10 protein-coding genes and 2 pseudogenes are annotated in these 14,460 nt (G+C 57.2%); 9 read left to right on the top strand and 3 right to left on the bottom strand.

Annotated elements, in window-relative coordinates:
• Positions 1–220: 220 nt before the first annotated feature.
• Positions 221–472, top strand: coding sequence for a DUF1045 domain-containing protein (locus BRA471DRAFT_RS40265; protein WP_035973715.1), 252 nt, complete (start codon positions 221–223; stop codon positions 470–472).
• A gap of 457 nt (positions 473–929) precedes the next feature.
• On the top strand, positions 930–1,466 hold the full coding sequence (locus BRA471DRAFT_RS08450) for a MarR family winged helix-turn-helix transcriptional regulator (protein WP_007606224.1): 537 nt from the start codon (positions 930–932) through the stop codon (positions 1,464–1,466).
• Between the two features lie 496 nt (positions 1,467–1,962).
• On the opposite strand, the gene BRA471DRAFT_RS36585 is transcribed toward BRA471DRAFT_RS08450, so the two are convergent.
• Both BRA471DRAFT_RS36585 and BRA471DRAFT_RS08445 read right to left on the bottom strand, forming a co-directional pair.
• Entirely contained in the window at positions 1,963–2,232 is a 270-nt protein-coding gene (locus BRA471DRAFT_RS36585; protein ID WP_007606223.1) for a DUF3551 domain-containing protein, read from the bottom strand.
• Between the two features lie 223 nt (positions 2,233–2,455).
• Positions 2,456–2,722 (bottom strand): hypothetical protein, encoded by a 267-nt coding sequence (locus BRA471DRAFT_RS08445; RefSeq protein ID WP_007606222.1) that lies wholly within the window; start codon positions 2,720–2,722, stop codon positions 2,456–2,458.
• A gap of 558 nt (positions 2,723–3,280) precedes the next feature.
• On the opposite strand from BRA471DRAFT_RS08445, the gene BRA471DRAFT_RS38755 reads away from it, so the two are divergent.
• The 6 genes and pseudogenes from BRA471DRAFT_RS38755 to BRA471DRAFT_RS08415 all read left to right on the top strand — a co-directional run bounded on the left by BRA471DRAFT_RS38755 (position 3,281) and on the right by BRA471DRAFT_RS08415 (position 9,113).
• The gene (locus BRA471DRAFT_RS38755) at positions 3,281–3,826 is read left to right on the top strand and encodes a hypothetical protein (RefSeq protein ID WP_198287873.1); all 546 of its coding nucleotides are present in this window, start codon (positions 3,281–3,283) and stop codon (positions 3,824–3,826) included.
• A gap of 935 nt (positions 3,827–4,761) precedes the next feature.
• The gene (locus tag BRA471DRAFT_RS38145; RefSeq protein WP_157234026.1) at positions 4,762–4,968 is read left to right on the top strand and encodes a hypothetical protein; all 207 of its coding nucleotides are present in this window, start codon (positions 4,762–4,764) and stop codon (positions 4,966–4,968) included.
• Between the two features lie 756 nt (positions 4,969–5,724).
• Positions 5,725–6,206: pseudogene (locus BRA471DRAFT_RS08430) on the top strand (pyridoxal-phosphate dependent enzyme); the annotation flags it as partial.
• Positions 6,207–6,873: 667 nt separating this feature from the next.
• On the top strand, positions 6,874–7,113 hold the full coding sequence (locus BRA471DRAFT_RS37395) for a protein L (RefSeq protein ID WP_088930952.1): 240 nt from the start codon (positions 6,874–6,876) through the stop codon (positions 7,111–7,113).
• A gap of 1,228 nt (positions 7,114–8,341) precedes the next feature.
• A complete protein-coding gene (locus BRA471DRAFT_RS08420; protein WP_157234025.1) occupies positions 8,342–8,641 on the top strand; it encodes a S1/P1 nuclease in 300 nt (99 codons plus the stop codon).
• 82 nt (positions 8,642–8,723) lie between these two features.
• On the top strand, positions 8,724–9,113 hold the full coding sequence (locus tag BRA471DRAFT_RS08415; protein ID WP_035973708.1) for a hypothetical protein: 390 nt from the start codon (positions 8,724–8,726) through the stop codon (positions 9,111–9,113).
• A gap of 1,309 nt (positions 9,114–10,422) precedes the next feature.
• Here BRA471DRAFT_RS08415 and BRA471DRAFT_RS08410 read toward each other — a convergent pair.
• Positions 10,423–10,995, bottom strand: coding sequence for a GNAT family N-acetyltransferase (locus BRA471DRAFT_RS08410; RefSeq protein ID WP_007606211.1), 573 nt, complete (start codon positions 10,993–10,995; stop codon positions 10,423–10,425).
• 1,573 nt (positions 10,996–12,568) lie between these two features.
• Between BRA471DRAFT_RS08410 and BRA471DRAFT_RS08405 the strand changes: the two are divergent.
• A pseudogene (locus tag BRA471DRAFT_RS08405) lies at positions 12,569–14,215 on the top strand (MFS transporter).
• The last annotated feature ends 245 nt before the right edge of the window (positions 14,216–14,460 follow it).

The raw sequence follows: 14,460 nt of genomic DNA, 5'->3' as shown, positions 1-14,460 counted from the left end.
CGTAAGTGAGGAGAGATTTATCTATGCTCCTCATAGCAACTGGGTCTGAGCGAGGTTCGCTCCCGGTGAACCAAGTTCTCACGGATTCGGCGAATAGATCTGTCCTTCCGCGGCCGTGCCTTCCAGACATCTTATGGTGAGTTGTCGCGCCGGGTTTAGCCGGCGGGTGTCAAGTCTCGACGGCAAGGAAGAATGACGCGGCGCCGAAGGCGGGATCTGCATGTGCCTCGTCCGATGGGGCTACCCGTACGTTTTCGATCGCTTCCGCTTCCACATGACCCTAACCGATCGTGTTCCCGCCGATAGTCAGCCCGAGGTACGGCAGGCGTTGGATGCGGTCTTCGCACCCTGTTCCTCGACGATTAAGGGCTGGATAGTCGGACAGCCGACGAACGAAATCCTCTACCTCGTCGGGCGGCAACAAGCGCTCGTGGGCCGCAACACACGAGATGCAACGCTGCGAGGCGCTTGAATTCGGCGTTCGGGCGATCGTTTTTGATGAATTCCACCGCATCGATTGTGCAAAGTTGCGATTCTGTTAAGCGCAGAGCTGCCCCACTTTAGAATGACATTCGAGCCCTTTGCCCGGATCCGAGAACGGTCTTTCCGCATTGGGGGCAGCCTGGGCCGGAGCGTAAGTGATGTAGTTTCACGCCGGTGCGCGACACTACGAAGCGAGGTCTTTTTGAACGTGCATCTCGGCGACCCTACTATCTTTGGTGAAGCCAATAGCCAATAGCTTGGCAAGCAGTAGCCGCCGACATGTAGGCCGGGGGTCTCGCTGGGAGTCACATACTTTAGGCCATTTCTCGGCATTCTCCAATAGTCGACGGAAGTAAGCGCGTGAGGACCAACAAATTGTCCCTGTCTTTGAACCTGTCAGCGCGAACGAGCTTTGAGTAGGGTCCTAACATTCGGCGGCACCGCATTTGGCTAAGCAAGCAACACCAGAAGGAAATGGCTCTGCTGAGTGTCAGGAGCTGGTGCGGCGATTAACGTTGGAGATCAGATCCCTCAACGTCTGTCTGGAAGATTTTCTTCACGTCCGAGCCGAGGCACTCGGCATTAGTGGAACACAATTGGCGATCTTGATGGCGGTGACGGACTTAGACAAGGATGGCGGTGCTCCGGCTGGCGTGGTCGCAAAACTGATGAAAGTCGACCCATCCTTCATCACGCTACATTCGAAGGCGCTGGAGAAAGTCGGATTTGTGCGGCGCAAGCCCGGTATCAGGGATGGTCGGGTCGTCCAGCTGTCGCTAACGGACAACGCCCGTAAGCGTCTCGCGAACATCGCTGCACAACAGGAGGAACTGGATCAGTTCGTTTTCGGTGAGATTGGCATTGAGGAATTGACGAGACTGTCTAGTCGACTTGCAGCGCTCAGGAAGCGGCTGGAGAGAGCTCGCCTGAAAGCCGAACTGGACACCGGCGCGGTGTCAGCCCGCGGGAGGGGCCGACGTTAGAAGGGAGGCGCTTTGGATCATCAACGGTTGCTTGAATGCGAGGGCCGCATGCCCTCATGTGATGCACCGTCATCATGAGGAGCACATCGGCTCCTCGCGCCGGTCGGGCCAGTCGCAGCGGCGACAGACTAAAGTTACCATTTGTGGATCGGGAGCTAATCGATTTGGGCCACCAAGGCGGATTCGGTGTGAGGCCAGAGTTCTCCGCGAAGCTCCAGATGGCGGGACCTGGGAAAGGGGCAGTGATAGTGGCGCCGAAGGCGAGCCCCTTTCCCGAGTGCCCCCGGGCGGCGCCTTCCTGGCGTTTGCCCCTCAGGTTTCAGTGTACCGGATGGACGTGGTAGATGAGATAAGAGCTTGCGCCAGACGATTTGGGTAACGTGCAGAGCCGGTAGCTAGCCAGCGCTGGTGCTCCTGGATAGCGTGCTCTACGAAGGAAATCGAGTACGACTTACAGTGAGCAGCTACACCTCTCCTGATGGGCACCAGAATTTTTTCAGCGCGACTGCGATCCATGTCGTGCGAAAGCATGCATCGGATTGATACCGCAATAGGCGTATGTGCCGGATGCAGTGGCCATACACTGGCTATAGCTGGAGAACTGGCAATTGCCCGGATATCCCCAACTACGTCCCTGCAGGCAATAAAGGTCCTGTGGAGCGGCGGGTATATATCCGGATCGATGGCTCGGGGCGGCGGAGGAAGGGGATCCCAGTCCGACGAGGACAGAAATTGCTAGCATGACGATGTACAGAAGGTGACGCATGGATTTCTTGCCTCCAATAAGCCTCGTTGAAGAATAGAGAATCGAATTTACGCTTTGGCCCGATCAATGGCAAACACTCGCCTGCCGTGTGTCTTCAAGAGAGTCGTGGACCTTTTCCCGACGAAGCGGCGGAAGATAACCGGCCCTCGAATGTGCCGCCGAGCGCCTATTGCTTGAGCTGCACGACTTAGGCGCATGAAGGTTTCAACGAGCTCGAGCTTGTCTAGGATTTCCTGTTCGCCTTGATTTGGCGCAGAAGCGAATCGGCATATTCCCTGCGCTCGCGCAGGAAACGCTCTTGATGCGCTTTGAAACTCTCGACTCGTTTTCGGATCTCATCGCGTTCGCTGCCGCCATCATTGGGTGCGCTGAGGTCGCTGTGCTCGAGGAGTTCGCTCGGTTGAGGCCGCTTGATCTCCACCTTTACCGATCGGGCGAACGCCATCGTTTCCGCGACGAGCGCATTGAGTTCGCTCTTCCAATCATCCATTGATACAACTCTCACGCAACACCGCCTCGCTAGCCGAGCCAGTTCATTACAAGCCAGGCTGAGACCATAGCGTAGACGCCGATCTCCTATAAGGGCAGCCCACCCCCAATCCGTCCTTCAAAAAAGCCGCCGACGATATCGCCGGCGGCCCTCCGGATTCGAATTGCTATCGTGAATAAATGCTGGCCAGCCCCGGTACGGCGATCCTAGACCCAAAACGGATTGTTTCCTAGCTTTACGAATCAAGAAGCTTAACGCAGCGATGTGAGGCTCCAATAATGAGCCTTTTGACTCAATCCCGCGCCAAACGCGAGATGGCGCGTAAAACCTGCACGCCAAGCGCAAAAACGCTCAATGCAAGCGCCATCAAACGTCTAGCACTGAGAGTGCCGATGGAGGCAGCCGCACATTGTCGGTGCTCGACAACTGTATGAGGCACCATCGACAAGTAATTTCAGCCCGTCTGCAACGCGGCGCTCGGTATAGGTTCATATTTCCGCAACGCGTGCACAATGCGAAAGCGGTCTGGCAACATAAAGCACTATCCGCATCACCAGCGTGCCCGTCAACAATAAGCAGCCAAGTTCAATAGCGAATTGCAGCGGGCAAGAGCAGGGGCGATCGGCACTGACTCATAGTGTTTCGGGCAGCGAACCAGTGGCATGCTTCTGCGGGGAGCGCGCCGCAGTTGTTGCCAAGTGCTCCAGTGCTGCTATCAACGGATTGCCAATCGTTCTTCGCAATCGGGCTGGTCCACTCAGGTGGCCACCAGAGCTCGAGCACGCGCGCTCGACAAGGGGGCGATCCGCCGTTCTTTTTGAGAATCTCCCGCAAGGCATCAAGGGTCTGTTCGCGACCGACCGCAAGCTCTTCGGGTCGAGCCAAGGAGATGCAATTCGTACCTACGACGTAGTTGCGAACACGCTTGGCAAATGTTGCCGGATGGTGGCTGTCGAGTTCATGCTGCTCGCCATTCGAATCCACAATGACGTTTCCCGTCAGCTGCCCGTCCTCTCGCAGCTTCAGGCGCTGATCAGGAAATCTTTCGTAGGCTTGCTGCGGATCGATTTTCTCGGCGACCTCAAAGCCCCCATCACGAATTGACGTACGTTTGGGAGCTTACCGGAAATCACGAAAATATGGTCGCCCTCTTTGACTTGGCGCCTCACATCCGGCCGACAAGCTCCAAGGCTCGCTTTCGGCCCGAGATAAGAACCCTTCACATGCTTCCCAAGCTGCGGATCGTAGCCGCTGCTGGTTATGAAGACTTTTCCAATGATCATTGCCTCCGAATCTAATTTAAGAATCCTCTGCGAACTGCCAAGTCAGTTTTTGCTTAAGCGCATTCGGTACTAGCTTGATGGCGGCATGCCTACGGCTTTCGTGCAGCGCAGTTCCGGGGTCTCCGGCGTGTTATCGACGAGACGAAGAGCAGCGCATGATGCAGAAATTGTGGGCCGAATACGTCGAGGCGAACCCGTAGCACTTCAAGCCGCCCGCGGACCAGCGCGTTTTTGGCCGCACGGTGTGGAAGATTCAATTGGTGCGCTAACCCCTTGCTTGGACGGAGCCTGTATCGTCGGACTTCCCGAGCAAACGACATACAACTATGAGCCTGGGGCGCCGCGGCGCCGCACAACGCGAGCATGGCTTGCGTGCGCGACCATCTGGGTGGCGATAAGCATGGCTGCGCTCTCCATGCTCGATATAGGATGAGCGTTCTGCTGACTATAAATGGCCAAATCGAGCTCGACGCCAAAACCAGGGACAGTAACCGTCTGACGCAGCTTCCTGATGCCAGTCACGGTACGAGAGCAGATGAAGCTCCGGCCGTTATATGAAATCCGGAATGGGATACGTTGCTCGCGCATCATAACCAGCCTTGACGACTCAAGGGGAACCTTGGACGCCCGGTCTTGCGGCCGGGTCCGAGATTTGCCACGCGCCCGGGCGGAGACGATCATGGCCGTGAAGGCAGTAGCGCGATTCGCGCGCTATGATCGTCCGTTCAACAGCCTCACGCTGCAGGATTTCCGCAGGTGAGCCTGTGGTTTCGTTCAATTCCGCCCAGAGCGGCGCTGATGATTAAACATCGCAAGAACTTCACGCTGCCCGACGCTTTGGCGGCAGAAACGGAGCAACAACTGCTTCACAGCCGCCGGTCTGGCGTCGCAAAGGAATCCCTGCACCTCCTTGCAGGCCTCCGCATGCAGCTAATCGAGCGGGCGAGACGGCTGAGCAGCTGAGGATGGCTGGCGACCAAACCGAGGTGCAAGGATATTCCATCGCCTGGCCCCAACCTGCCGCCGAGCTCGTACGCTTCCCCGATCGAGAGAGGTCGAATGATTTCGACGGCGACAAAGCGGGGTCTTCGGTCTGGTGAGCGACAATCATCAAAAATGCTTGAGTGCTGTTTCTCATCCCAGGCAAGCGAGACTGTCCGGGAGAGATCGATGATTTTGCATACATGAGGAATGGCCGCACAGAATACAAAAGTTCGATGGGGCGGATCAATACTATGCGCTTAGGCTCCACCTTTCAGACCTCGGGATGAGGGTTGCTCGTGCAGCCCAAAATCGTCAATGCGAACACATGGGCACTGCCGCGTACAGCAGCGCACGCCGACGGGGTTTCGTAAGCGTTCGGACATCAGCTTCGGCGCGGAATTTTTTTATGAAGTTTGTCCTCGTAGCCATTCCTTCGCAGTGAATCGCCAATGTGGCCGCCACAACAAGCCGCATGACCGTATCCGGGCCGTTAGCCGATACAGCCTTGGCGAGCAGTCGCACGCCGTTTACCGCTCCGCTCTTCGATGGTTGTCGGCTCGCAAATGTCGCTTTGAAATACTCCGACTTTGGTCCCTTCCGGAGAAGCGGCCCGACAGCCCCCCTAGGACAAGGAGATTCCGCCTTTGGACAGCAATTCTGTGTTCGCGTACCGCTTTTCATCGGCACGAATGACGTGTTCTATTTGAAACACTTGCGACGCAAGAAAGTCTAACCATGTTGCTTCTCAACCAGCACACCGATCACGGCGCTCCTCTGGCTGCCTCCGATGCCAGGACGCTCAGCCTAGAAGCTGCGCACGAAGTCGAGCGCTTTCTTGAGCACCGAGATGGTCACAAGGCAACGCCGCTCATTCGTTGCCAGGTCTCGCCCGTGAGATCGGGGTGAGTTCGATTAACCTAAAGGATGAGGGCCATCGACTCGGTCTGGGTAGTTTCAAGGCCTTGGGCGGATCCTACGCCGTGATCAGGCTGATATTAGAGGAAGTAATTGTGCGGCTCGGCAGGGCTATTGACCCTTCCGAACTTCACATACCTGAAGTGAAGGACGTGGCGCGGGCCATGACGGTATCGTGCGCCACGGATGGCAACCATGGTAGGTCGGTAGCGCACGGGGCCCAGTTGATTGGCGCGAACTGTGTCATATTCGTTCATTCAGGCGTCAGCGAGGAGCGTACCACCGCCTTTTCTCGTTTCGGCAAAGCGTTTCGGCGATTTCTGCAATGCAGAGAGCAACTCCGATCCATCGGCTTGATCAGTCAAATCCAACGCCCCATGCTCCCCATCTCGATCTGCTTTGGCCTTTCTCGTTGACGGGATACCAATCGATGGTCAAGAGCTGCCGCGAGCCGCGTTCCCGACTGCATCGTTTTCAGCGACGTTGTCCCCATGGGTGGCCTTCCTCCCACCGGGCTTTTGATGGAGTTGCACATAGCGGCTGTCCAATAAGAGGTTCTGCGTTGTGTGAAGTAAGCATCGCTGAGACGGGCGTACGTTTCCAAGCACATTTGTCCCTGCTTGCTCCTGCGGCTGGGCGTGCGCATGAGAGAGGTCGATAGGATGACGCCTCCAGCGCTCCTGTGCCTGACTGTTCGAGGCTCGATCCTTTATCGCGCCACAGGCGAAACGGCGCAGGAATGCTGCGCAGCGCGGGCAAAAACGCATAATCCGAGCGCAGTCGTATGACTAACTTTGCCGCGCGATGGAGGGGTCGTACGTTGTTGGTGGGCAGCTGTACGAGACGGCACAGTTGAGTTGCGTCGAAACTCTGGACGTTGCTTGCCCAGGTGCGGTTCATTTCCCCGGCACTCGCGCCTCGAAAGCGAAGGCCATCTGGCAACATAATTAGTCGATTGGAAGAATTGGAATGGCTACGTACAAGAACGTGAACTATCTGGAAAAATCTAGCAGCGAGGCTTTTGATCAGGATCACGGTCCAGGAGCGACGGCTCCCTTTGCCGGAATTTACCGATGCATGGGGTGTCATCGCGAAATCGGCATTGCATCTAAGCATGTGTTGCCGCCACAAGGGCATCATGCGCACACGCAGGCGCAAGGATCGATTCGATGGCGATTGATCGTGTATGCCGACCATGATCCGAAATAGTGCCAAAGTCCGACGAAAGTCGGACTTTTTCTTTTTGGCATGCTGCGACTGAAGGCCACACTCGATTGCTGCGGCACGTGGTCGTTGCCGGTATGGATGGTCAAATGAACACGCTCCTTTCGGTTCAGCCAAATAGCAACATGTTCGACGTGTACGTAAACGACAAACGTGAATTGCTGGTCGTGCCTCGGGGGGCTCGACTACCTGTCATCGGAGCGATCGGTAAATGGCGAAAAAAGAAGACTCGGGTTGTCAGTGTCAGTCATGAGATCAGGTTGGCAGTCCAGAAGGACGGCCACTACATGCGAAAACTGAGAGATCTGAAAAAGCAATAGCAGATCCGTCCGGACTCTCGACCAGGGCATCCGGCAACGGCTGTCCGGACGGCGAGTAGTCCCAGGCGCGCTTGCATCTTTTCCGATTTGATCTTGTCTCCCGGATTGATCGAGTAACGCCAATAACCGGCTGAGTCTCGGCTCAGCGAGTATAGGTTGCCTGGATGTGTCCCCTCCTACTCCGTAGGTGGACTTATCCGACTTGGCACGGCCTGACCTAAGCTATCGGCATGGACTTAGTTAAGAGCAGGTCCGGCTTGTGCGCGCGGCTTCAGAGCAACACAAGCATGAGCGGACTTGATCGAGGAATTTAAATGAATACAAATGCGAGCAGACTGGAGCAGAGCAGTGCGATGCCCGCGGCCGTCAGAGCCAGGAGGCTCCCTGAGACAAGGTCGTGATTGCGCATGAACGCCCTCGATCGCGCCATAAAGCGAGAGCAGCGGCTTGCCTCGCATTATTCGAGCGGTTTGATACTTATGATTCAAATTCGCTGCATTGTTGCTGCCGATATGTGGATAGAACGCATTTTTTCTGCATGATGGGGCCCAGCTTCGCCGGCTTGCCGCAAGAGCAAACCGATATCAGTTCCTGTACTTTACAACCCAAGGGCGTTCATCTATTGGACGCTGCAACGCTTGCACAATTCTTCGTTCCAACACACCTGCTGTGAGCCGTTTCATAATTGCAATACAGCTCTTCGAGTAATCTCCTGACATGCGCGGACTCCTGATCGTACTCACCGTTTTTGTGATCATGTTGGCGGCACGTGGCCAGCACCAAAATGGTTTCGTGCCACGCCCGACCGCGCCCATGCCACCAGTCAGCGTGCCCTAATTCGATGACTTGGGTCGGGCAGCAAAGATTCCACTTGATCAATATTGGGGAAGCTCGTGACGTTGCTCAAACTCATACTCCCGATCTGCACCGCAGCTTTCGTGTCCAGCACCTCTTCCGCCCTGGCGTGGGGGCAACTAGGTCATTCCGTTATTGCGGAACTGGCGCAGCTACACTTGAGTCCGGCCGCACAAGCCAAGCTCAAGGAGCTAATCGGGGACACCTCTCTGGCCGCCATTTCGAACTGGGCCGATGAGTACAAATTCACGCCGGAAGGAAAGAACACCTATCGATCGCATTTTGTCGATATTGACACGGAACGTTCGACCTACGACGCAGCGATTGCAAGGACATGAACAATCAGGGCTCCTGCATCGTGCAGGGCCTTCCGGCAGCCATCGCGGTCCTGAAGGAAAATCGAGCTCCCAAGACGACAGGTTGCGCGCGCTCAAGCTCGTGGTTCATCTTGCCGGGATCTGGAGCAGCCGTTGCATGCAAGCGAACGCAACCGGCGGCAACAAACTGCATGTCGTCTTGCTGGCCAAGCGCTCCGACGGCACGGGATACACGAGGGCGTCAACCTTCCACAGCATGTGGGACGACTCTCTTATAGACCTTCAGGCCTATTCGTGGGGGAGCTACGCGGACGCGCTCGATGCCAATCCATTGCCAACGGTGGAAGCGCCGCCATATGACGAGGCACGCATCGCGGCCTGGGCGAACGATACGCACAGTCTCGGAATAAGGGCTTACCAGCTTCTGCCGCCAGGAACGCTCGATCATAACGACACGGGCCCCCTGTGGACATCAACAACGATTACGCTGTAGCCATAAAAGCGGACTTGGATGGCGAGTTGGCAAAAGGGGCAGCGCGCCTCAAAGCCATTCTCGATGACGTACTCGGAGGGTCTTAGGCCGGCCTTTCCTGAAGCTCTGGCACCTATCGCGTTGTTAACTCTTCATCGCAGAGATGATCGCTCCCGGCTCGCCATGACGGCAGGCTATTATGCTTAGAGTGGCCTGCTCACGAGAGAAATGTCAGGGCGCTCGGAAACTCTCACGCTTGAACGACGTTTATGAGGCAATCGCCCTCTCGGCATTCGCTCGCAATTGGATGATCCATTTTCGCCGCGCTGAACGTCAAAGCTCGCCCGGATATCACGAGAGTAATGTCGGTTGCACCCCGGACTTGCTATTGGGCGAGCGGAACGGCCATTTCTCGCCTAATCCAAAGAGTGACGACGGTAATGACGGTTGAAGCGTGGCTGCCGGCCACTTTCCCGCAGCAGTGGCGATGCGGCCGAAGTCTTCGAGACGACAGGACTTGACATCGGTACGCCAAGCCATCCCCGGTGACGGCGTTTGTGAATGAAACTCCCGCGCTTGCGTTGGCTGGGGATGATTGTTGTTAAACCATGGCGAACCGACCGGGGCGCAGCGGGTCGCCGTCGTAGGCAGTAGGCCGACCATCAGGCGGCACAGACGAGCGGGCGCGTCGGGCATCAGGCGGCGCAGATGAGCCGGCAGGTCGGCCAAAACCTACGCGGCGCGGCACCCCTCGCAGCCGCTGCCTGCCCTCAGCAAGAGAACGCCATAACGGTTGAGCTGATGAGCTGATGATGAGCGCATGGACGTTGGTGCCTCTGACTGCCGCGCGAGCGCCGATCGTTGCCCGTTGGCCCGCTTTTACCGCCTCGCCCTAAGCGAGTGCCTTGACCAAGTCGGGTCGATGGCTGGGCCTTACCCGCCGGGCCAGCTTTGGCCAAGTGACCCCGGCGCCGCTTTCCCAGACTCCCAGTCGACTCCTCAAGGTCCTGGTTCGGAGCTCAATCTGTGGCCGCTCGCGCTGCGGACACCTGCATAGGCGAGGCTAGCGCCGCTAGTGGGGTGGCAGCTTGCAAGCATGCGCTCGGAGGGGGATCGACCACACAGCGTCGGCCTCTGTTTCTCGCGTGAAGCGGATTGAACCGCAAGCATTCCGATGGCTCCCTCCGACGTCGCTGGCTTTTGCCTTTGGACCTTGGACAAGAGGACTGCTTAATTATGGCGAGCGGATCGGAGTGCGCTGCTGCGCGCCCTCCGATATATCGACCGAGCAAGCTCATTGTGGGCCAAGTGGTTGGCCGCGAATCGTCGCTCAGGCAAATCTTGCAGCGGATGAATCCGCAATACGGCGTCGGGGTGAACGTCGTTGACGAGGGCTCAACCGCGATGGCCCTGGAGGACACAGTTGCGCTCGCCGGCTGGCCACGTCATGCAATGGCAGTTTGAGCCGGGGCCCGATCTCTGCAAAACCGGCCTTGAGGTACAGTGCCGACTTGGGGCTACGGCTCCACACCTGCTGATTAGGCGCTCCCACCTCAAGCTGGCCCCAGCCTTTCTTCGTCCCCAGGGCCGCTGCGGCCTCAATGAGGCGCATCGCAATCCCCGACGACCGTTGATCCGGAACGACATAGAGCTCGGTAATTATGCCGTAACTTCCTCGCGCAAAAAGGGCGGCGCCCTCTGATAACATGATGATGCCGACTGGGCATTCCTGTGAAAAAGCGAGAAAGCCTGAGACGTGCTCCTTCATCGCAAGGAGGTCGGCGACCAGCTGCTCATCTAGTGTTGCCTGCGTGTGGCCCGCCCCAAGTTCGGCGAGCAGCGCAGTAACCATCCGGGTCACCGTTGTAGCATCATCGACAGACACTTCACGTGTGGTTACCATGTCACATTCTCCTTCTCACTACGTAGTTCAGCCGCTGCGTCAGCCCGGAAAGCTGCCGCGGTAATCGCCCAGAGCAGATATGCTGTCATGTTGAACGCCAGATGACACCTTGCTTCACACCATTGAGAGGCGATAACCATTAGCTCTGCTCCTGGCAAAGACCATCACCCGACGATCGAAGGAGCGCGGCTGCGCAATAGCCTCGCGACCTGCAATTTCAACACCGGGACGGAACGATTGAATTAAACAACAAGGGCGCCCCCTCGCTCGAACGCTCGGACGTGCGTCGTCCAGCGATAATGCGTTGCTCGAACAAGTCATTTCAGATCAGCAGCGCTCCGTTCTTGCAGCACGATCAGTTAATCAATAGTCTCAAAGAACGATTGATCGCGCGAGTCGAAGACGAACTATATTCCATCGCAATTGGAAAACTTGCTTTCTTAGATCGACGGCGCACGGATCATTTGTTGTCGCGTTATACTATTCAAGCCTTCAACTCACGATCTCGATCAAAGTTCGCCCGCACTGATGATCCCGTAAACGCCTCTCCTCCTGCGGGCCACTCGTTCAGTCGTCCGAACTCCTTCTCTCGATCCCGCGATGCTAGGGTTAGTTGCATGATGGCACCCCCTCCTCTCACGCCGATGTGAGGCGAACACGAGCTACCCGGGCAGTTCGGAACAAGGTTGCGGTGATCCATACCGGCAATCGCCACCGACACACCATGCCTCCCCAACTTTGTCGCGGTTAGTCAAGATCGGTTACTACCATCCATCTCGATTACGGATTTCAGTGCACGAAAGAACCATACAAGAAGACATCGGCGATTTACCGAAGCTATGAACTTATCATGCGCCACTCACGCTGATGAGGGGCTAAACGGGACATGTCGTTTCGACTTAGGGTTCCGCAAGCACCACAGATCGACATGGTTTCTCGGAGTTGGTATTGATTTTTTTGCAGAGCTTGCATACAACGCGAGCCCGCGTCTGCCTGGACTACCTTAGCCGAGCCTTGCTCGCTGCCATTATTTTTAGGTTGTGGGCGTGCGCTGAATCCGTTCGGATGAAACTGTTCGAATGGTCTTACGCGGCTGTTCGTCAGTTATGACGATGAAGATCCGAGCGGCTTGGATGCTGCAGCTTAGGGGGCGTTTGCGTCTCGGCGATCACCGCGCGCGTCCAAGCCACCTCTGAAAGCGCGATGATGGCAACCAAGCGGAGTGCGCGCGATTTTTCTTCGCTTCATCGCTTTATTGCGAGAGATTTCTGCACTGCTGATGCAGTAACCTAGCAATTGCCGAGAGCCGGCACTCTAGAACGATGGATGCAGGTGGCGCTGCTAATCCATCTGCGCTCGAAGCTGGCCAATGTGAGAACAATGTAAATTACGAGCTAAATCACGGGCTTATAGCCGTGGCTGATGATATCCCACTAGAGTGCGAGCGCCTCTATTAAGAATGACGTCTACAACCCAAGGACAAGCATTACCTGATCCTTGGCCGGAAGCTGCGCGTCATTGCGCCTCTTGGCGTTCGGACTTCTCGGTTCAGGCAGGTACGGCAAGGGCTGATATGAACGAGGCACGCAAACCCCAGACGTTGGTCGCCGACGGCATCACAGCGCCGCTCCGGCATATCACCTTTCGTCGCATCTGGCTGGCGGGCCTCCTCTCGAACGTGGGGGCTCTGATTCGGAGCGTCGGGGCTGCGTGGGCTATGACCCAAATGACCTCGTCGGCCGACATGGTCGCGCTCGTTCAGACTGCACTGACGCTTCCGATCATGCTGATTGCAATGCCAGCAGGAGCGGTAGCGGATATGCATGACCGCCGAATCGTGTCGCTGATCTCGCTCGGAATCACACTCATCGGTATAAGTGCGCTGACGGTGCTTGCATGGCACGATTTGGTCACACCGCTCCTGCTGCTCGCGTTTTGCTTCGTCGTTGGGAGCGGCTTGGCGCTAATGGATCCGACGTGGCAATCTTCGATAGGTGAGCAAGTGCCGCCCGACGCATTGCCGGCCGCGCCGCGCTGAACAGCATCAGCTACAATATCGCGCACTGCGTCGGCCCAGCCCTCGGCGGCATCGTCGTTGCGACCGCTGGCGCAGTCGCTGCATTCGCATTAAACGCGCTGCTTTATCTTCCCCTGATGCTCGCATTGCTGCTATGGAAGCGCGTGGTCCCACCCTCCCGACTGCCGCGTGAACAGTTCAGCCGCGCCATTGTCTCCGGCATTCGATACGTCACGAATTCCCCGTCCGTTAAAATCGTCTTGATCCGTTCGATAGTGACCGGTGTAATTGGCAGCGCGATCATCGGCCTGATGCCGATAGTCGCGCGAGATCTCCTGCATGGCGGCGCGCAGACCTATGGGCTCCTGCTGAGCGCCTTTGGTCTCGGAGCAGTAATCGGCGCACTTTATATACCCGAGATGCGCAAGCGTTTGAATGCCGAGCCATCCATTCGCGCCTGCGCGCTATCGATGGGTGGAAGCCTTCTCACAGTGGCTCTGAGCCGCGATCTGATCTTGATAGCGACCGCACTGGTGCTGGCGGGGGGCCGTATGGATGATGGCATGGGTGCTGTTCAACGTCGGCATACAGCTGTCAGCGCCCCGCTGGGTTGCCGGGCGCTCGCTCGCGGCTTATCAGGCGGCGGGATCAGGCGGGATTGCGATCGGTAGTTGGGGTGGGGGCAGGCTGACTGACGCCGCTGGTGTCGACACTGCGCTTCTGATGTTAGGCGCCCTATTGCTGCTCTCGCCTCTGATAGGCCTCCGGTCACCCATGCCGTGCATCGGCGCCCGGGGTCAAGAAGCCGAGCTGCTCGAGGATCCTGACGTGCAACCGGCGTTGACCGGCCGGAGCGGCCCTTTGATCGTCCTCCATAACGCGATGCTGGCAGTCCAGCTCTTCCGTCAGCGCAACGGCGCCTATGGATGATCAATCGCGCGCGACATTGCCGACCCGGAATCGTGGACGGAGCGCTATCACTGTCCGACTTGGTTCGACTACCTGCGTCAGCGTAACCGTGCGACGGTATCGCAGCGCGCGCTGGAGAGGGAGGCGGCATCGTTTCACATCGGTCATGACCCTGTGCGAGTTCGTCGCATGCTAGAGCGCCCGTTTGGATCAGTGCGCTCGAAGGACGACAACTCCAACCGCTTTGAGAGCGACGTCCTACTTAACGAAAATACCCCCGCCAGGAGCCGATAGCGCCAGCCTCGTTGGTGACGACTAAGCGGACGTCCATCTTTCCGAAGACCTCGCTCCGACATTTCTTGCGTCGGTATCAGAGTTGAGCGTAGGCGGCTGATCGATTGCACCTACGCCGGTTCGGTAAGCCTCAAAGCAGTGCCCCTCGCGCGCCTCGCAGGAAACACCGAATCCAGCTGCGAAGGACAATCAATAATTGAACTACGCGAGCGCGCGAGTTGATATCGCAGCTAGGCTGCTTGCAC

The sequence above is a fragment of the Bradyrhizobium sp. WSM471 genome, from assembly GCF_000244915.1.
Classification (GTDB): domain Bacteria; phylum Pseudomonadota; class Alphaproteobacteria; order Rhizobiales; family Xanthobacteraceae; genus Bradyrhizobium.
This window is presented reverse-complemented; position numbering and strand designations above follow the sequence as displayed.

Excerpts from the sequence above, each read along its gene's own strand:
- BRA471DRAFT_RS08445 (WP_007606222.1), bottom strand. The coding sequence starts at position 2,722 with ATGGATGATTGGAAGAGCGAACTCAATGCGCTCGTCGCGGAAACGATG.
- BRA471DRAFT_RS08410 (WP_007606211.1), bottom strand. The coding sequence starts at position 10,995 with ATGGTAACCACACGTGAAGTGTCTGTCGATGATGCTACAACGGTGACC.
- BRA471DRAFT_RS37395 (WP_088930952.1), top strand. The coding sequence starts at position 6,874 with ATGGCTACGTACAAGAACGTGAACTATCTGGAAAAATCTAGCAGCGAG.
- BRA471DRAFT_RS36585 (WP_007606223.1), bottom strand. The coding sequence starts at position 2,232 with ATGCGTCACCTTCTGTACATCGTCATGCTAGCAATTTCTGTCCTCGTC.
- BRA471DRAFT_RS40265 (WP_035973715.1), top strand. The coding sequence starts at position 221 with ATGTGCCTCGTCCGATGGGGCTACCCGTACGTTTTCGATCGCTTCCGC.